This is a genomic window from Prosthecobacter sp. (genome assembly GCF_044373815.1).
Classification (GTDB): Bacteria; Verrucomicrobiota; Verrucomicrobiia; order Verrucomicrobiales; family Verrucomicrobiaceae; genus Prosthecobacter.
On sequence record NZ_JBIPNG010000097.1, the window covers coordinates 1 to 16813 of the forward strand.

Annotated in this window: 13 protein-coding genes and 1 other RNA gene; 8 read left to right on the forward strand and 6 right to left on the reverse strand. The window is 56.8% G+C overall.

Annotation, left to right across the window (positions count from 1 at the left end):
- The first annotated feature begins 121 nt into the window (after nucleotides 1-121).
- The 4 genes from ACIREA_RS10580 (at nucleotide 122) to ACIREA_RS10595 (ending at nucleotide 5533) form a co-directional block, all read left to right on the forward strand.
- Nucleotides 122-2326, forward strand: a complete 2205-nt coding sequence (locus tag ACIREA_RS10580) for a phospholipase D-like domain-containing protein (RefSeq protein ID WP_397382237.1) — start codon at nucleotides 122-124, stop codon at nucleotides 2324-2326.
- Between the two features lie 33 nt (nucleotides 2327-2359).
- Nucleotides 2360-3538 (forward strand): hypothetical protein, encoded by a 1179-nt coding sequence (locus ACIREA_RS10585; protein ID WP_397382238.1) that lies wholly within the window; start codon nucleotides 2360-2362, stop codon nucleotides 3536-3538.
- A complete protein-coding gene (locus ACIREA_RS10590; protein ID WP_397382239.1) occupies nucleotides 3535-4311 on the forward strand; it encodes an HNH endonuclease in 777 nt (258 codons plus the stop codon). Before ACIREA_RS10585 ends, ACIREA_RS10590 begins: the two co-directional genes overlap by 4 nt.
- A 238-nt stretch (nucleotides 4312-4549) precedes the next feature.
- The gene (locus ACIREA_RS10595) at nucleotides 4550-5533 is read left to right on the forward strand and encodes a hypothetical protein (protein ID WP_397382240.1); all 984 of its coding nucleotides are present in this window, start codon (nucleotides 4550-4552) and stop codon (nucleotides 5531-5533) included.
- Here ACIREA_RS10595 and ACIREA_RS10600 read toward each other — a convergent pair.
- The 5 genes from ACIREA_RS10600 to ssrA form a co-directional block, all read right to left on the reverse strand.
- Nucleotides 5420-6256: a hypothetical protein gene (locus ACIREA_RS10600; RefSeq protein WP_397382241.1), complete on the reverse strand. Its 837-nt coding sequence runs from the start codon at nucleotides 6254-6256 to the stop codon at nucleotides 5420-5422. The genes ACIREA_RS10595 and ACIREA_RS10600 overlap by 114 nt on opposite strands.
- Before the next feature lie 248 nt (nucleotides 6257-6504).
- Nucleotides 6505-9000: a DUF5906 domain-containing protein gene (locus ACIREA_RS10605; protein WP_397382242.1), complete on the reverse strand. Its 2496-nt coding sequence runs from the start codon at nucleotides 8998-9000 to the stop codon at nucleotides 6505-6507.
- Between the two features lie 121 nt (nucleotides 9001-9121).
- Nucleotides 9122-9454 (reverse strand): hypothetical protein, encoded by a 333-nt coding sequence (locus tag ACIREA_RS10610; protein WP_397382243.1) that lies wholly within the window; start codon nucleotides 9452-9454, stop codon nucleotides 9122-9124.
- 130 nt (nucleotides 9455-9584) lie between these two features.
- Nucleotides 9585-10376: a hypothetical protein gene (locus ACIREA_RS10615; protein ID WP_397382244.1), complete on the reverse strand. Its 792-nt coding sequence runs from the start codon at nucleotides 10374-10376 to the stop codon at nucleotides 9585-9587.
- 190 nt (nucleotides 10377-10566) lie between these two features.
- Nucleotides 10567-10918: a transfer-messenger RNA gene (gene ssrA / locus ACIREA_RS10620) on the reverse strand.
- Between the two features lie 196 nt (nucleotides 10919-11114).
- Between ssrA and cysS the strand changes: the two genes are divergently transcribed.
- The 4 genes from cysS to ACIREA_RS10640 all read left to right on the forward strand — a co-directional run bounded on the left by cysS (nucleotide 11115) and on the right by ACIREA_RS10640 (nucleotide 15605).
- Nucleotides 11115-12521 carry a cysteine--tRNA ligase gene (gene cysS, locus ACIREA_RS10625; protein ID WP_397382245.1) on the forward strand — a complete coding sequence of 469 codons (1407 nt, stop codon included), beginning with the start codon at nucleotides 11115-11117 and terminating at the stop codon, nucleotides 12519-12521.
- 342 nt (nucleotides 12522-12863) lie between these two features.
- On the forward strand, nucleotides 12864-13466 hold the full coding sequence (locus ACIREA_RS10630; RefSeq protein ID WP_397382246.1) for a DUF1080 domain-containing protein: 603 nt from the start codon (nucleotides 12864-12866) through the stop codon (nucleotides 13464-13466).
- Between the two features lie 142 nt (nucleotides 13467-13608).
- The gene (locus ACIREA_RS10635; RefSeq protein WP_397382247.1) at nucleotides 13609-14925 is read left to right on the forward strand and encodes a DUF1552 domain-containing protein; all 1317 of its coding nucleotides are present in this window, start codon (nucleotides 13609-13611) and stop codon (nucleotides 14923-14925) included.
- A 110-nt stretch (nucleotides 14926-15035) separates the two neighbouring features.
- On the forward strand, nucleotides 15036-15605 hold the full coding sequence (locus ACIREA_RS10640; RefSeq protein WP_397382248.1) for an elongation factor P: 570 nt from the start codon (nucleotides 15036-15038) through the stop codon (nucleotides 15603-15605).
- A gap of 166 nt (nucleotides 15606-15771) precedes the next feature.
- Here ACIREA_RS10640 and ACIREA_RS10645 read toward each other — a convergent pair.
- Nucleotides 15772-16813 (reverse strand): ABC transporter ATP-binding protein (locus ACIREA_RS10645; protein ID WP_397382249.1); only part of this gene is annotated, 1042 nt, incomplete at its 5' end.

The following is a 16813-nucleotide window of genomic DNA, read 5'->3' on the forward strand; positions in this document are numbered from 1 at the left end:
ATGGGACAGCCACCACTATCCTGCAGGATCTCGGCCTGATCGAACATGGTGGGCTCGACGATCCCCTGAAGTTGACGGCAAGGGGGCGGCAGGTGCTCGACGAGGTAACTCTGCTGAGATCATGAGCAAGAAACTCCAGAAGCTAAATTTGCATGACCGACTGAAGAAACATGCCTTTGAGCATGCCTTCCTCACCACTTACAACTTTGGGGCACGCTTTTTCGAAGACTACGCTCTGGAAAATTTCAAAAGCCTCCAAGACAACGGCAATGTCAGCGTCCTCCTCGACGAAGGGGAGTATCAAGACCTTCTGAAGTCGGCTGTCGAAGAATCCGAGTCGTTTCCGAAGCATGCTAACTTGCGTTACCTGTTGCACCCCATTCGGGTCCCGGGCGTGTTTCACCCGAAGATCTTCCTGTTCGCCGGCAAACGAAGGGGCCTGCTGGTGGTCGGCAGCGCCAACTTCACCGAAGCTGGAATCGGTTCGAATGCCGAAATGGTTGCCACTTTTGACTATGAGGAAGGCAAGAACGAGGAAGCGCTGCCCCTCTTCCAAGCAGCCCTGCAGTTCTTCGAGCAGTTGGCAAACCGCTGGCCCGCAGAGCAGCTTCATTCCAACCTGAAAAGCATGCTGGCAGAGGTTCCTTGGCTCTCCAAGGAAGCAGAGCGCACCGCCCAGAACAGCCTCCCCGTTTTACTTAGCAATCTGGATGTGCCGCTATGGGATCAAATGGTCTCACGCCTGCCGGGGCCGGCGACGAACGTTTCAGTTCTGTCTCGCTTCTTTGATGCCCAACCGGGATTAGCCGACGTCGCCCTTGCCACGACAAAAGCGAAAAAGCTGATTCTTTACACACAGAATGGCATCACCACCCTGACGAAGGCGTGGCTTGGTTCGACCGCTTTCAGCAAAGGCCAAATGGGGATCAATCTTTGCCGCTACACAGATGAAGAGCACTTTCAGCAACTCCACGGGAAGGCCTTCGCCTTCACCTGCGGGAGTCAGGTCATGCTGGCGATGGGGAGCGCCAACTTCACCACCTCGGCTCTTCGGAGGACCGCAAACAACGGGAACGTCGAGGTCCTGCTTTGCTACCCTCTGTTGCCCACGAACAAGGTTTCTCCCGAGGACTGGTTCGATCCCGAGGGCACTGGCGTAGCCCTGCGAAAGCCCGAACAACTGCAAACAGCGACCGACAACAGTGACGATGCCCCGAGCGACAGGTCAGACTTTGGCATCCGAATCGCTGAGGTGCTGGTGGAGGAGCAGTGGCTCAAAGTAACCCTCTCGTTTGGAGAGCCCCCATCAGGTGTGTCCTGCAGGCTCGCACAAGCTGACCGCAGTCCCATCTACCACACGCTCAAAACAACTGACGACGGCACCCTTCGCTGCCAACTCACCGAGGCAGATCAAAAGAAATTACGCTCTATCCCGGCTCTGGTCGATCTCGGGATCCTGGCTGCGGGTAACCAATGGAAACCACTCAGCCTCCCCATCCTAGTCACCAATCTCCAAGACATCAGGACGGGCGGCGACCTGCGACGCGAACGACAAATTCGCGAAGCGCGGGAGAGTCCACAACGGTTCCTGAACGTGCTGAATGCCTTGTGCAGCAGCGACGATGAGGAGAGGTTGAAGCAGTTCCTGACCTACTGTGACATCCCCATGGATCTGCCGGTTCGGCTGCTCAGGAAACGAGCCAGCGGCGAGTCTGCCCCACCCGATGAAGCGGAAGCCCTCAGGATCATGGGCAGCCGCAACCTGAGGCACTTTGAGATCCTGCATGATGCGGTGATGGATTTTTCCAAGCGGCATCGGCGACGGCTCGAACGACACGTGGAAAGTGGAATGGCCAGCGGTGTTCCCAACTTCCTCCATATTCTCCTGACCATTGGCAACTTGCTGCTGTCCCAGATCGCACGGGTAGTCGTTGCGCTGGAGGCAGACAGAACAATTGAGATGATCCCAAATCGGTGGAGCCAAATACGAAATAATCTGGACGCCTACTATTGGGAACTGCGGGAACTGTTTAAGCTAACCTCGGTTGATTATGTGAACGCATTGCTCGACAGTAAAGCCTCGGCCAAAACCGATACTGCATTTCGCGAATCCATGGCGGAACTTCTGGGTCTCTTGAGGCAGGCGACGCAACAACGCGACAATCTGGCCGCTGTTCAGAAAACACGGCTTGTCGTCGTCACGTCGGCCAAACGAATAACAGGCCCGGGATTCTTCAAATCGATCCTGGCCACCGAAAACTGGACCGACTTCGCTAAAGAACTTCAAAAGTTTGGCAGCGATCTGCAACAGCGTTTTGCAGCTTGATAAGACGTTCCAGCATCTATCCACTCTATTCCGATGATCATCACGCCAACCACCCCTCGCTCCACAGAAAATATCCAAAGTGATCTCTTCGGTGGCTTCGACACTGTGGCCGACAACATCGGCAAACGCATCGCCGAAGGCATCCTAGGACGCATTCAATCCTTCCCCGAACGTGAAGCCCTCTTGGGAAGACAAGCAGGTCGTATGGACTCACTTCCAGAGGACATCCTCTGGGAGGGATTGGGCGAGGAATCCGCGCCCGTGTTCGTCGTTTACAAGCTCATTCACGAAGCCTTCTCCAATGCTCCGCAGTTTTTCCGCTCGGCATTGGTGGAATTCCTTCGCGCTCAACCCGAGCGTTTCTCCGCCATCTTCAATCGCGAGACCATCTGGTCGGTGATGGCAGCTTTGCCTACACGCGATGCTCCAAAAGAACTTCCGTCCATTCAAGGAATCGCCGAATTGCTGGCACAGGCCCAGCGACGTGGCATCTGGTGGCGATCCGATGCTGAGATCCGCAGCGAGGCAGAAGCCGTTCACCGCACTCTGAGCGAGAAAGATGGCAAGTTCATGGCAGGCTTCACGGCGCTCCGCGCTCTGCAATCTGAGAAGGCTCGTGGCATTACCTGTGGCAACCTTCTTCTCAACATCCCCGGCAGACTGGCAGCCTACGCCTCCGAAGTGGTCGCACTCGGTCGAATGGCTGAACTTCCGCCACTCAAAGAGATTCATGCTCGTGTCGATGAGTTTTCCCGAGATCCGGAGATCGATGCAAGGCACGAAAGCATCCCCCTGGACCTGCTCTACACAACCTTGAAAGACGATTCCCTTCACGTTCGCATCCTCGTCCGCGCCAAGGCGAACCCCGCTGACCGGGCCGACATGCGCCGACGCTCCCTTTATCTGCGCTATTTCCTGCGCCATGCCTTCGCCGGCTACTGCGCCGATCAAATCGACATCAGGCTCGCCTTCTACCTCGACTACGAACGTGCTCATTTTTCCTGGCACGGCAAAGACAGCCTCTTCCACCACGAGGAGTGGATCACCCGCGACCATTTTTGGAATGATCTCTGCCCAGGAGCTGCCCCCGAGAAGCTCTTTGCCCAGATTCGCAAGTCAGCAACTACCGAGCTGACAACAAAGAAGGTTGTAGAGCAGCTAAAGGCCCACTTTGCGCGGCCCACCAAAGAAGGGAAAGCCAAACAGCCATGAACACTCTCGAACGCACCCTCATTGAAAAAGCTGGCTACGCCCACGGCTGGGAGAACGTCCGGGAGAGCACGCCGGAGCGAGTGGTCATGTTTTCTGCCCGCCACAAGGCCGAGGTGCAGGTCACACCGGGCACGACACCCATGGTCTGGCAGGTGACTTTCCCCAAAGGCCCTCCCACCGCCGAAATCGCACGTAGCCTACCTGAGCAGTTTCAGGGTGACGGCACTTTCCAGGGCGCCGGCGAAGCCTCCTTGGGACGTCTGTTGCGCCGTTCCGCTGAACTGGCGATGTCCCTGCCAAACCAAGCCGCTGATCTGTACGCAGCCGAGGTCGCAAAACTCGACGCCAATCCACCCAGCACGACCGAGGTGCTGGCCCTCGTCAAGCAACGCCGTGGCCAGGACCTCTTCCGCCAGGCCCTGATGGACTACTGGGGGGGTGCCTGCGCCATCACCGGCATCGACGTCCCCGAACTTCTCCGTGCCAGCCACGCCAAACCCTGGGCCAGATGCGAAACCGACCAAGAACGACTTAACGCCTTCAATGGCTTTCTCCTCTGCTCTCATATTGACGCCCTCTTTGATTGCGGCCTCATGACATTCGATGAGCTGGGAACCGCAGTCTTCTCCCCACGCCTCGACATCGAGATCTTAACCAGGCTCGCCATCAATCAGCCAATTAAGCTCCGTTGGCTCACCGCTGAGCACTCACCATTCCTCGCATGGCATCGCGAAAACCTTTTTCAGAAGCACAAATCCCCTGAGTACAGCTAATGCCAGTGAATTTCCCTGACCTGAAGCTCACCTTTTTTGATGCGTCTTCATCGTCTCAGTAACGGCAAATTCTGCAAACTGGGTGATGCTTAAGATATGCCCGCCGGCAACTTTGAAGACCGTTTTACCGTACCGCTACCACCCCAGCCCATGGAAGAATGAAACCGCCAGCTAGACCAAGTCTGACTGTAACTCGTTTTTTTGATGGAATTATCTAAATCGTATCCGAGCGTTCTCCATGATCGCTCCCATCACTCGCAGCCTCGAAGAAGGGTCGGATTATTCACCTGACTGGAGGCATCAGGTGGTCGCTGATTACCTCAAAAAGCACGCTGCCACTGGAGGAAACCAATCCTGGGTGCAATTGCTAGGAGATGAGCGTGATGTCGTGGTTCGGCAGGTGGTGCGCTATCACCTGGGCTCATCTCTCGTTCCCGAAGCGGTGCGATATGCGCTTGGCTGTCAGCAGCATAACGGCATGACCGGCATTGCATCAAACATTCGAGCCATGGCGCTGGCCGGAATGACCTACGATCAAATGGCGAAAGAGGTCGTTACTTCGCGTCGGAACATCTTTATTTTCTGCCGCATGTATTTTGATATTGAGCGCTACATTCACAATGAATCATGGCTCGAATCTCTTCTGCGTCGTGACTTTTGCGGAGGCGAAAACCAAGCCAAATCCCGCGAACGCCGGCTTCTGAAAAGCGCATTCCACAAGGGCCTGGATGGGGTCGTTCATCTGCTTTCGGCTCGTCAATCAAGGACGCCTGAAGAGATTCTGGAATTGAGCGATCAGGTTCGTTACGCAGTTGCTGCTCGTGCGATGGAGTACATCGAAGATCTGAATGACGGAGGGCTTCCACCAGGGGCGGATGATTTTAATCGCCACTTGATGGTTTCTGCTGCCGCAGCGAAAAATCCTGTGCAGGATGATCGAGACCATGAGGGGATGACGTGGGTGGCCTGGATGTTAGAAGCTGCGGAAAGAGATCTCTTCCCCCCCGAGGTGAATGAGCGGGCTCTCACTCTGAAGGAAACAAACGGACCGGGTGCAATGCCCGTTGGGGGCAGACGTGCAAAGTGCCTGATGCTCAATGCACCGCCTCTAAAGCGGGTGAATAGCAAGGTCGTGACCGTTTCGGGAACAGATGACCAGCCTGTGGTCACGTCGGATGACACTTCCTTCGAGTCGCAGCAGATAGAAATCCCGGCAGACTGAGCGTGGCAGCCGCACTCCTGGCAGAAGCTCCATCAACCCGGCGTGATCGAAGCAAGCCCAATTGATGCCTTCCAGCTTTGGCAGCAGCCCTGCCTTTGAAGCGGTCTGATGGTGATGGCAGCCGGCGGACCAGTTGTTCCAAAACTCCCTTGCCCGTGCAATTTCTGCTATCGTGTCGGGCCTGATGGGGGTCGTAATCAGCCCAAGCTGCAGTTCCATATCGGCCGCCTGCTGCCAGGAGCCGGTAAAGGAGTGCAGCAGGTCAAGCGTGACATAGGGGTCAATGGGGGCGGACTTCCAGCGATCCGCTTCATCCTTGAGTTCAGCCAATGACATCCCGGCGGGCAGGGAGACTCGGACGGGGGGCACCAGCCAGGGATAAATCCGACTGCGTCGGGAGCGATGCAGCACTGGTGCGGCAACGACATGGTGGGGGGAGTCCACAGGATCTACGGGGGACTGTGCTTCAAGCAACCCTGGGCGGCAAAGACGGAGCTGGATGAGGGGCTCCATTGCCCTGCCCTTCTGAAGCGGGCGGTACAGCATTGAAAAAGCCTCAAATGGGCTCAGGACATCCTCCATGAGGTCCGCACTTGGCAGCATCTGTCCGAGGCGCATGATCATTGCCTCATCCCGTAGGTGCTTCTCCCGCATTTTGCAGCGAGCGATGCGCATGCGCTTGTTTTCCCTCTTTTCCGCTTCGGTTAACAGACGCCAGTTCATGGGATTACGAGGGCAAACTTGTTCACTTTATGAATTCAAAACCGATGGTGCAATGGGTGGAGGGTCTCCGGGCGGGCGACGGTAGGGGGTAATCAGAAGTGGCCGAAGTGGAGAAGTGGAGATCTTTGCTTTGGAGAGACTTGTATTGATTGTTCAATTTCATGAACTTTTCTTTTTCTCCTCTATTAGATCTGAAATTGCTCTACACTTCTCCACTTTGACCATTTCCAGCAGACCTGAGAACCCTGCTATTCAGGCGGGAGCGGCGGTGGCAGATCCGGTCCTGGGCAAATCGTTTCCGTTGGTGGCAACGGAGGAGGCAGTTCACCGGGCAGTGGCTGTCGTGAACCAGGCGGGAGGCGTGTGCCAATGAAGTACGTGGCGTAGCCGTCAACCACCCCACCGTGGCGAAAGCTCTCGGGCTTCGATTGACAGAGGGCGGAGAGATAGCGTCCCACATGGAAGGGGTTGTTGTAGCGGTCAACTCCTTCAATGTCCCTGCACCCCTGTTCCTTCAATGCATCAATCAGCGCCCTCGCAGTGCCACGCCAGGGAGCGGTTCCATGAATGTGCACTTGGGGAGTCAGCCACCTGAGCACAATCTCAGCAAAGGCGGTTTCGGGCTTTGTGGATTGCAATGCCTCAACGAGGTCTTCGTTATGGTAAGAGACAACTCGGTAATGCCGGTCCTGGAGTTCCCCCGGAATTTTGAAATTGTTGATGAGATCATAAATAAGGGCTGGCAACTCGCTCAGCACGACCTTCCACCAGTCACCGAAACAATCGAAGGAGGTTCCCTCTCCATGAAAAGGTTTTCCGAAAGCGTGAAGGATCATCAGCTTATCGGCACCATTTTCTGTGAGGTCTGGAAGGACCCTCAAGGATTCCGCATCGTCATTCAGGGAAATGGTGAGCCTGCGATATGGATCGAGGCTGATGGCCTCGCTATATTTAGCGTTGAACGAGAGGCTTTGGTTGACACAGAACTTCTTGATCGCCGACTGCAGTTTCTGCTTTTCAGCATATCCGTTCCCGTGCTGCTCGTCGGCGATCATCCAGTGCTCGGCACCCACAAGTTCGCCATTGAAAGCGGTTTCCCCAACCATGGCTGAAAACGGGGAGGCGTGGCGGCCACCGAGACACTGGGTAATGATTTCCTGACAGACATTTTTTCCCACTCTCTTGGGGCCGGCAAGCACCAGTGCCTGGGCCGGGCAGAATTTGCCACCGTCGTAGAGGTCCCTGACAGCAAGCGCCAGCCAGGAGAAAAAGACGCAGCTTTGATTTACAGGCTCGTCACTCTTCTTCGAAGGGTGTGGATCTGTTGCAGGGTCGTAGTCGAGCAGTCCGGTTACGAAGGCACGGATCAACGGGTACTCACCCGGAACAGGTGTCACCAAAGAGGGTGATGTGGTAACCAAAATGCGTTTTTGGTTGATCCTGTGCATGCCGGATTTTCTGCCTGCCAGAGAGCCAACCCAGTCCATTGGCCGGCCCTCCAAATCCGTCAAAAAAAAATCCGTCTCGGAAAGCGAATTCTCACCGCAGTTTTTGCACATGAATCCGCACTTCACCAAATGGTTGGTGGCTCCCCTACGATCTACGGGCGTGTAAGAACCGTCGGAGGTCCGGTAGATGTAGTTTTTGGCCCCTTTTGGATAATAGTACATTTCGGGAGGAGTTTTGGCTGTCTCTTCCGAACGCTTTCCTGCGTCTTTACGGGCCTGCACCTTTTGTTCCCGCTTAAAGAGCGAAACGCTTTTCAAGAGCCCCGCATCGACTGCCATCTGGGCCACCATTTGGCCACGGGTCGGGCCGCATGCTGTTGCAACTCGTGTCAGTTTCTTGAGGATGTCATGGCTATCCTGATGAGTGGATTTTTGCACAAGGATATTCAACCCAGCCGTTTCACGATTGATCAGTTCAAAGACGAGATCCTCAGTGCGTGTCCCCTGCTCAAGCACCAGAGCATTCTTGAGAAGGTCCTTGAAGTATGGCTCAAAGTCTTCCTTTCCAAGCACCTTCCTGGCGTCATCGATGCCCTTCATCCGGTCGAGATCAGCCAGAGCCATCCTTGGCAGTTTAAATATCGTGTGAGGAAGTTTCGCGACCACCAGCTTTTGGAACTTGATCGCAGCATGCGCAAATTGGGGATTTAAAGCCGTGTCAGCGTCACCAAGAAATAGAACGACAGGTCCACATTGGGTAAAGAGAAACTCAAGCTCGGGAACAAGGGCGTCGCCAATCGCGAAATTATGAATGCCGCCGATAGCGACTGCTGGGTAACCCGCCTCAGCTAGAGACAAAGCCTTAAACTCGCCCTCGGTAACGATCATGGTACCGCGCTCGTTAATGAGATCGAAAGACCCATTCGGAAAGTAGGCGTGGGGGAAAGTTCCCTTTGGCTGGTGATATTTCGGCTGATCGCCGACCGCGTTGATGAGGCGTTCACGATAAAAATCTCCGTGACCGTCACGAATTGGAGTTCTGCGTGCAGTTTCCTCGCGTGGCTTAAAATAGGGAATTCCCAGACGAAGTCCAAGTGGTGGATTGCTGAGCAATTCGATGCCATTGTCACGCAGCGTCCGGTTTGTAACACCTGGCCGCTGAGATGGCGCTCCATCTGCAAGCGGGTCCTTATTGCTTGAGTAGATCCTCGCTGATTCAGGATTTGAATTCGGCACTACACATGGAGGTTGCGCAGCCTCAGACGCGGCAGTATTTTCTGAAAATTTGTCATTCATTGTCCTCGAAAGCTGTGGGTGTTAATTTTTTGAAGCCGTCGGAACTGGAATTCCGACGGCTTCGTTATTGTTTGGTGGTCCGTTCATGGTGGTGGTGGGTTTTGTTGGCTCGGGAAATCCACTACTTCTCGCCCTCCTTCACCATCACGACCTGGCTGCGCAGGAATTCCATCAACCTCGCCTTGTCGATGAGCACGGCCCCACGAACTTTTCCGGGAAGACGGACCGAAATGAATGCCCCTGCCGCCTTCGCAGTCGATACCAGCGCCGAACGACTCAAGCCGGTCAGACGACAGCGCTCATGAACCGAGGGCAACCGAATGAACTCGCACTCATCAAGAGATGCAGGTTCAAACCTCTTTTCAAACCCCTTGGGAATATCCCCTGCTATGGCTGGACGGCTTGTGATAATCCTCGCAGGTCCGCCCGGGGCCTGAGAAGCTGAATGATTCATATGTTGCCGATGATTGCTCATGTCGGCTGACGATATTACAGCGAGATTTTTTTCTCCTAATCCAATCGTTTTACGGAACTGATAAGGCGGATTTCACCTCAGTTACGACCGAAACTCTGCCTGAAAAGACTTACTCTGGAGGGCCTGCCACAGGGCTCTTTCCTCGCACCCCTTTGGTCTTGTTTTTTTGTTCTCTTTGCTCAGCTAGCCAAATGACAAAATCTCTCCTGAGTCCTGGATCCCGCGCTTCTTGCAGCCACAATTTGTAGAAATGATCAGCCAGCGTTTGGCGCCAATTGTTGATAATCCTATGAGCCCATTCAAGATTTCTCCTCCCCCTCTCTGTAATATCATTGCGGGCGCTTTTTAGAAGTTCGCTTACTTCATGCCACCTTATTTCAACGAAGGAATTGCCTTTTGTCTGAAGCACTTTGTCAATTTCCAGTTCATTTGAATCAATTTCTTCTGGGTTTGTGGGAGGCTCAATTGCGATGTTGCATAAAATCTTGGCCACATACCCGTCCCACTTTTCGGTTTGGGTTTTTACAGACGCATTGGCACAGGCGCGAAGAAGTTCGCGAAATTTGCTCCCATCCTCTGCAAATGGGCTCCACATCACATCTTCAGCAATGCGAACAGGCTTTGTTTTGTCAGCACACAGTTCTTCGAATTTGTAAAGCTGTTTAACGGTAGCCGAATTAATACTTAAAGGCTGAATGGACAATTGTGATGCCGACCGTTCCAACAATTTTTGAGCCGTAGGAAGCAAGGATGTTGCATCATCAAGTAAGGCCAAACCTGCGTTCCGTTCACATTGAGCCATGATAAGCGCCAAATTTGCAACTGCTGCCGCTTGATTAACGAGATTGGCAGAAATCGTCGAATTCCCGCTCATTTCCTCTGTTTTCTCGGAACTGCTCATTCAAATCAATGACGTCTCACAGCTATTTTGTCCACCCCCACAAGGCAGAGTTAGATGAGTCCCATCGCTTTGAACGCCACAATTGGCTCTCCAATTGGAAGCTGCGAGTCATCAGAGTCCATCTGCGTCATTGTCTTACCCTGTGTCTTACTCGCCCCTCATTCTATCGTTACTTCCTTGTACCTCAAAGAAGTGGAGGCGAGGGGAGTTGAACCCCTGTCCGAATAGTCGTTGCCCGTAGCGTCTCCATGCTCAGTCTCATCTTTGGTCTCGGTGGGAGGCGGCTTGAGACAGCCTACTCTTCACCCAGCGTCCTGTTTGATCTCGTTTGTGACCCGGTCGCCCGGCCAACAAACCAGCCTGGTAGTGGCATCGTTCAGGCTACCAGACATTGCCTGAAGGATGTCGCAGGGCTTAAGCTGCGAGTGCTAGCTCGTTAGAGTTTGCATTTGTGTTTTTGATCCGGTGTTTAACGAGGCCAACGAATCATCCTCGGCATGCAGCTCCGAACTAAGGCTACCCGTCGAAACCAGTACGCCCCCGTTTTGGAGAAAGGGAGAGTAACCCATGGGAGGCGGGGGTCAAGAGGCATCGGTGGCGGGCTGTTGCTGGATGCTAGCGGCTCGATGCTGGATGGAAGCCTTTCGAGAGCCAGGTCTGGTGCGGTGCCAACGGAGCCCAGCATCCAGCATTCCCGCGCTCGACATTCCGCATTCACCATTCATTTTCCCCGCCCCCATGCCTGCCCTGAAGCTCCACGACACCCTGACCCGCACCGATCGCGAAACCACGCCGCTGGATGGCAAGACGCTGCGCTTCTACTGCTGCGGACCCACGGTCTATGGCCCGGCGCATATCGGCAACTTCCGCACCTTCGTGGCGCAGGATGTCATGCGCCGCGTGGTGGAGGCTTCCGGCACGCCGACGCTGCATGTGCGCAACATCACGGATGTGGATGACAAGACGATCCGCGATTCGCAGAAAGCGGGGCAAACGCTGACCAATTTCACCCAGGGCTGGACGCAGAAATTTCACACCGACTGCACCGCGCTGAACCTCCTGCCGCCGCACATCGAGCCCTCGGCCGTGGCGCACATCTCCCAGCAGGTGGCGATGATTGAAAAGCTCATCGCCGGTGGGCATGCCTACGCCGCACCGGATGGCAGCGTGTATTTCCGCGTCTCCTCCTACAAAGACTACGGCAAGCTCAGCCACCTGGAAGACCGCGAGCTGCGCCTGGGTGCCAGCGAAGCAGCCAGCGCGACCGACAGCGACGAGTACACCAAGGATTCCCTCACCGACTTCGCCCTGTGGAAGGCGCGCAAGCCGGAGGACGGCGAGAACTTCTGGCCCAGCCCCTGGGGCGAAGGCCGGCCCGGCTGGCATCTGGAGTGCAGTGCGATGATTCTGGAGTACCTCGGCGAGGACTTTGACCTGCACAGCGGCGGCGTGGATCTGATCTTCCCGCATCATGAAAACGAGATCGCCCAGAGCTGCTGCAGCACGCACGGGCACTTTGCCCACCACTGGATGCACGTGGCCCACCTCATGGTGGATGGCGGCAAGATGAGCAAGAGCATCGGCAATCTCTACACGCTGGAAGACCTCGCCCAGCGCGGTTACAGCGCCGTGGAGGTGCGCTACGTGCTGATCTCCGGCCACTACCGCGCGCCGCTGAATTTCACCATGCACAGCCTGGATTCCGCACGGCAGGCGCTGCAAAAGCTCGCGAAGGCCGACAAGGCGCTGGCCGCCCTTTCCCCTGCCCTGCCCGAGGCGAAATCGGCGGGTCCGTTTGCCGAAGCTTGGGAAACGCTGCTGAATGACCTCAACGTCCCCGGTGCCACAGGGGCCATCTTCGGCGTGCTGAACAAACTCAAGCCCGCCGCGCTCTCCGCCGAGGAAGCCGCCGCCGCACGCAACGGCCTGCACTTCATGCTCCAGGCCCTCGGCCTCACGCTCCCCGCCATCGCCGATGAAGCCGCCGCCGATGTGCCTGCTGACATCCAGGCGCTCGCGCAACAGCGCTGGGATGCCAAGCAGGCGAAGGATTGGGCCGCTGCGGATACTTTGAGAAAGCAGCTGGAAGCCGCCGGCTGGCTGATCAAGGACAGCAAGGAAGGCTTCACCGTGGTGGCGAAGTAAGCGCCGCAGCTCGCGGGATAAATTTGGACTGCGGCTGCGCAACCCTGAAAGGGTGAAGCTGCCGCTTTCGAGCGTCTCGTGGTGGGCGTAAGGCATGCAGCTGGCGAGTGCCGAGGAGCGTGTGCTTTCGTGGGTCTTGTGGCTTTCATGTGCCGTCCGGCCTGCGAAAGCGGTAGCTGCGTTCGTTCCTCACTTCGCGACCGCACTCCAAATACGCGTCATCGCGCGCGGGACCCGCTGCGCCCTTTGCGAAATCGCGCTCATATGCCCGCTCTTTTGTTTTGCTTTTTTCCGCCGGGCAGAAGAAAACCGTCGTGAACTGCTTTTACACAACCATCAACCATGAAACACATCGCCCTGCTTCTCGCCCTCGCCGTTTCCACCCTGCATGCGGAGGATTGGAAGCCGGAGGCGGGCTTCACTTCGCTCTTTAACGGCAAGGATCTCACCGGCTGGTGCTTTCGCGAGAAGACGAAGAAGGATGATCCGAATCCGGGCGCGATCACCGCGAAGCACGATGGCAAGACCGAAGCCGCCGATGCAGGACGCTACATCGTGAAGGATGGCGTCATTGCCGTGACCTTTCCCACGGAAGCGGACAAGCTCACCGGGCAGTTTTACACCCAGGCGGTGTTTCCGAAGGACTTCATCCTCAAGCTGGAATTCCGCGCCAGCGTGAACGCCGACAGCGGGGTCTTCATCCGCAAGCCGCAGCTGCAATGCCGCGACTACCTGGTAGCCGGTCCCTACAAGGAACTGAAGGCTTACAAGCCGCAGGAGTGGAACCAGATGATCGTCGAGGTGAAGGGTGGTGTGGCGCATTGCACCTGCAATGGTGAAGTCCTCGAAGCCGCGCTGCCCATGCCGCCGACGGGCCCCATCGGCCTGGAAGGTGACCGTGGCGTGATGGAGTACCGGCATATTCAGATCAAGGAAGTGCCGTGAGGTGAGGGAGCGTGGGGGGCTTGACCGGATTTATGATTTGGAGGGAGCTCATGCGGCTCTTCCGAATCATCCATCGTAAATCATCAATGCCCCCGCCTCTGTGCTAGATAGGCTCCTCTGCGGTGGTATATTATTACTCCCCATGAAACACCTTCACCGCCGCCAATTCCTGCGCGATCTCGGCATCTCTGCCGGTGCCCTGCCCTTTCTTGCTGGACTGCCCAGCATCACGGGTGCCCCTGCCCCGCAGCGGAAGCAGCGGCTGATCATCATGTTCTCGCCGAACGGCACGCTGCCGAACGAGTTCTGGCCGGATCAGGAAGGCGCGGATTTCAGTTTCAAATCCATCCTCAAGCCGCTGGAGCCGTTCAAGAAACAGATGCTGGTGCTGGACGGCATCGCCAACAAGGTCGGCGGCGATGGCGACAGCCACATGCGCGGCATGAGCTGCCTGCTGACCTGCGACGAACTGCTCAAGGGCAACATCATGGGCGGCGGTGGCAATCCCGCGGGCTGGGCCAGCAACATCTCGATTGATCAGGAACTGAAGAATTTCCTGCAAAGCCGCGCGGAAACGAAGACGCGCTTTGGCTCGCTGGAGTTTGGCGTGGCGGTTCCAGAACGCGCTGACCCTTGGACGCGCATGAGCTATGCAGGCGGCAACCAGCCCGTGGCCCCCATTGATGACCCGCATCAGATTCTGAAAAAGGTCTATGGCCGCATGAAGGACAAAGACAGCCTCGTCAGCATTCTGGACGATGTGCGCGAGGATTTGAAAAAGGTGTCCTCCAAGCTCAGCGCCCGTGACAAGGCGCTGCTGGACCAGCACATGACGCTCGTTCGCAGCATGGAGCAGGACTTGGCCGATGCCGACAAGCAGGGCAAGCTGGTGCACCCCGTGCCGCAGGTGGACCCGAGCATCGAACTCGTGAACGACAACACGCCGCAGATCAGCCGCATTCAGATCGACCTGCTGGTGAACTCTTTGGCCAATGACATGGCGCGCATCGGCACGCTGCAGTACATGCGCAGCGTGGGCATGGCACAGATGCGCTGGCTCGGCATCCAGGAGGGACACCACTCCCTCTCGCATGATCCGGACGACAAGAAGGACAGCTACGAGAAGCTCATGAAGATCAACACCTGGTTCGCCGGTGAGTTTGCCTACCTGGCCAAGCGCCTGAGTGAGACCCCCGAAGCGACCGGTGGCGGCAGCATGCTGGACAACACGCTGCTCGTCTGGACCAATGAACTCGGCAAGGGCAACAGCCACACGCTCGACAACATCCCCTACATCATGATCGGTGGCGGCAGCGGTTTCAAAATGGGTCGCAGTCTGAAGTTCACCAAAGCCGCGCACAATCGCCTCTGGATGTCCGTCGCGCAGTCGATGGGCCACAACCTGCAGACCTTCGGCAAGAAGGAGCTCTGCGAGGGTGGCGCGCTGAATCTGTCTTAAACAGCCTGCCAATAAACTCCGAAACCATTCTTCCGCCGCCCGCCTGAAGCGCGGGGGCCTCGAACCGGCGCTTGCAATGCACGCCAAACTCGCCAAGGAAACACGCTCTTATGCCAGCCACACCCGTTATCAATCTCCGCAAAGGACATGCCGTCCGCCACAACAACGACGTTTGCGTCGTCACCGAGACCGAACTCAAGACGCCACCGCGCATGGCCTCGTTCGTGCAGATGTCCGTCCGCAGCATCACCATCGGCAAGGTTTACAACCTGCGCATGACTTCCAATGAGTCGCTCGAGTCCGTGAACCTCGTCCGCGACAACCACGAATTCAGCTACAAGGACGGCGACGGCTACCACTTCATCCACCCTGAAACGTTTGAAGACGTGCTCATCGGTGAAGACAAGCTGGACGCCAAGACCCGCGGCTACCTCATCGAAGGCCAGAAGTACCTCGTCGTCTTCGCGGATGACGTCGTCGCCGGCATCGAACTCCCTGCGAACATCATCATGGAGATCACCGACAGCCCTGCCGGTGTGAAGGGCGACTCTGCCAACAACGTGTACAAGGAAGCCACCACGGAGTCCGGCATGCGCGTGCAGGTCCCCCTCTTCATCGGCCCTGGCGACAAGATCAGCATCAAGACCGAAGACGGCACCTACCTCGGCCGCGCGAACTGAGTTCTGCGGACTGAAACATTCCAACAGACGCCTGAGTGTGAAAACGCTCAGGCGTTTTTGCGTTGGAGGATAGGCCTCCGGCCTGTCTTAAGGATCGGGGCGTCCCGCCTCCGTTTTTGGATCCCGACTCAGGCTGGAAGCCCCAGTCCGTTGACAGGCCGGAGGCCTATCCTCCGTCAAACGCCAGCGCAGCCATCTCCCGATAGTACGCAGAGCTTTTCAGCAACTCCTCATGCGTGCCGCTTGCGAGGATCTTCCCGAGATGCAGAACGTAGATCACATCCGCCTCCACGATGGTGCTGAGGCGGTGGGCGATGATGAGGCTGGTGCGGTTGGCGCGGAGTTTGGCCAGCGCCGTTTGAATGAGGCGCTCGGACTTCACATCGACAGCGGAAGTGGCTTCATCAAGCAGAAGCACGGGGGCATCTTTGAGGAAGGCGCGGGCGAGGGCAAGGCGCTGGCGCTCGCCACCGCTGAGGAGCACGCCACGCTCACCCACTTCGGCATCGAGGCCTTCGGGGCTGCGACGGATGAAGTCTTCGGCGCAGGCGTCGCGCAAAGCGGCCCACAGTTCGTCATCGCTGGCGCTGGGTTTGCCGATGAGGAGGTTGTCGCGCACGGTGCCCGCGAAGAGGAAGGCCTCCTGCGTGACGTAGGCGAGGGACTGGCGCAGGAAGCGTTTGCTGAGGTTTTGCAACGGGACGCCATCCAAGGTGATGGCACCGCTTTGCGGATCGTAGAAGCGGGAGAGAAGCTGGAAGAGCGTGCTCTTGCCGGAGCCGGTGGCACCGACAATGGCGATGGTTTGATGGTGTGCTGCGCGCAGCGTGATGTCCTGCAGCACGGGCTTGTCGGCACGGTAGCTGAAGGTGACGGCATTGAAGTCGATCTCACCACGGATGGATTCGAGCGACTGACCGGCATCGAGATCTTCCTCGGTTTCGTTGTCGAGGATGGCAAAGACGCGCTTGGCGGCGGAGAGGCCGTTGAGCAAGGTTTGATTGACGCCGTGGAGCCGGGAGATGGGTTCGTAGAGGAAGCCCACAAGGAGCAGAAACTCCATCAGCTGACCGGGGGTCATGCTGCCCTGCACACACCACCAGGAACCGGCCATGAGCAGCAGGACGAGCCCCCCGTTTCCAAGCAGCGTCATGGAGGGCGAGTAGAAGGCCCAGGCGGCCATGAGACGCGTCTGCTTTTCCTGAAGC

Excerpts from the sequence above, each read along its gene's own strand:
- ACIREA_RS10580 (WP_397382237.1), top strand. The coding sequence starts at position 122 with ATGAGCAAGAAACTCCAGAAGCTAAATTTGCATGACCGACTGAAGAAA.
- ACIREA_RS10585 (WP_397382238.1), top strand. The coding sequence starts at position 2,360 with ATGATCATCACGCCAACCACCCCTCGCTCCACAGAAAATATCCAAAGT.
- ACIREA_RS10590 (WP_397382239.1), top strand. The coding sequence starts at position 3,535 with ATGAACACTCTCGAACGCACCCTCATTGAAAAAGCTGGCTACGCCCAC.
- ACIREA_RS10595 (WP_397382240.1), top strand. The coding sequence starts at position 4,550 with ATGATCGCTCCCATCACTCGCAGCCTCGAAGAAGGGTCGGATTATTCA.
- ACIREA_RS10600 (WP_397382241.1), bottom strand. The coding sequence starts at position 6,256 with ATGAACTGGCGTCTGTTAACCGAAGCGGAAAAGAGGGAAAACAAGCGC.
- ACIREA_RS10605 (WP_397382242.1), bottom strand. The coding sequence starts at position 9,000 with ATGAATGACAAATTTTCAGAAAATACTGCCGCGTCTGAGGCTGCGCAA.
- ACIREA_RS10610 (WP_397382243.1), bottom strand. The coding sequence starts at position 9,454 with ATGAATCATTCAGCTTCTCAGGCCCCGGGCGGACCTGCGAGGATTATC.
- ACIREA_RS10615 (WP_397382244.1), bottom strand. The coding sequence starts at position 10,376 with ATGAGCAGTTCCGAGAAAACAGAGGAAATGAGCGGGAATTCGACGATT.
- cysS (WP_397382245.1), top strand. The coding sequence starts at position 11,115 with ATGCCTGCCCTGAAGCTCCACGACACCCTGACCCGCACCGATCGCGAA.
- ACIREA_RS10630 (WP_397382246.1), top strand. The coding sequence starts at position 12,864 with ATGAAACACATCGCCCTGCTTCTCGCCCTCGCCGTTTCCACCCTGCAT.
- ACIREA_RS10635 (WP_397382247.1), top strand. The coding sequence starts at position 13,609 with ATGAAACACCTTCACCGCCGCCAATTCCTGCGCGATCTCGGCATCTCT.
- ACIREA_RS10640 (WP_397382248.1), top strand. The coding sequence starts at position 15,036 with ATGCCAGCCACACCCGTTATCAATCTCCGCAAAGGACATGCCGTCCGC.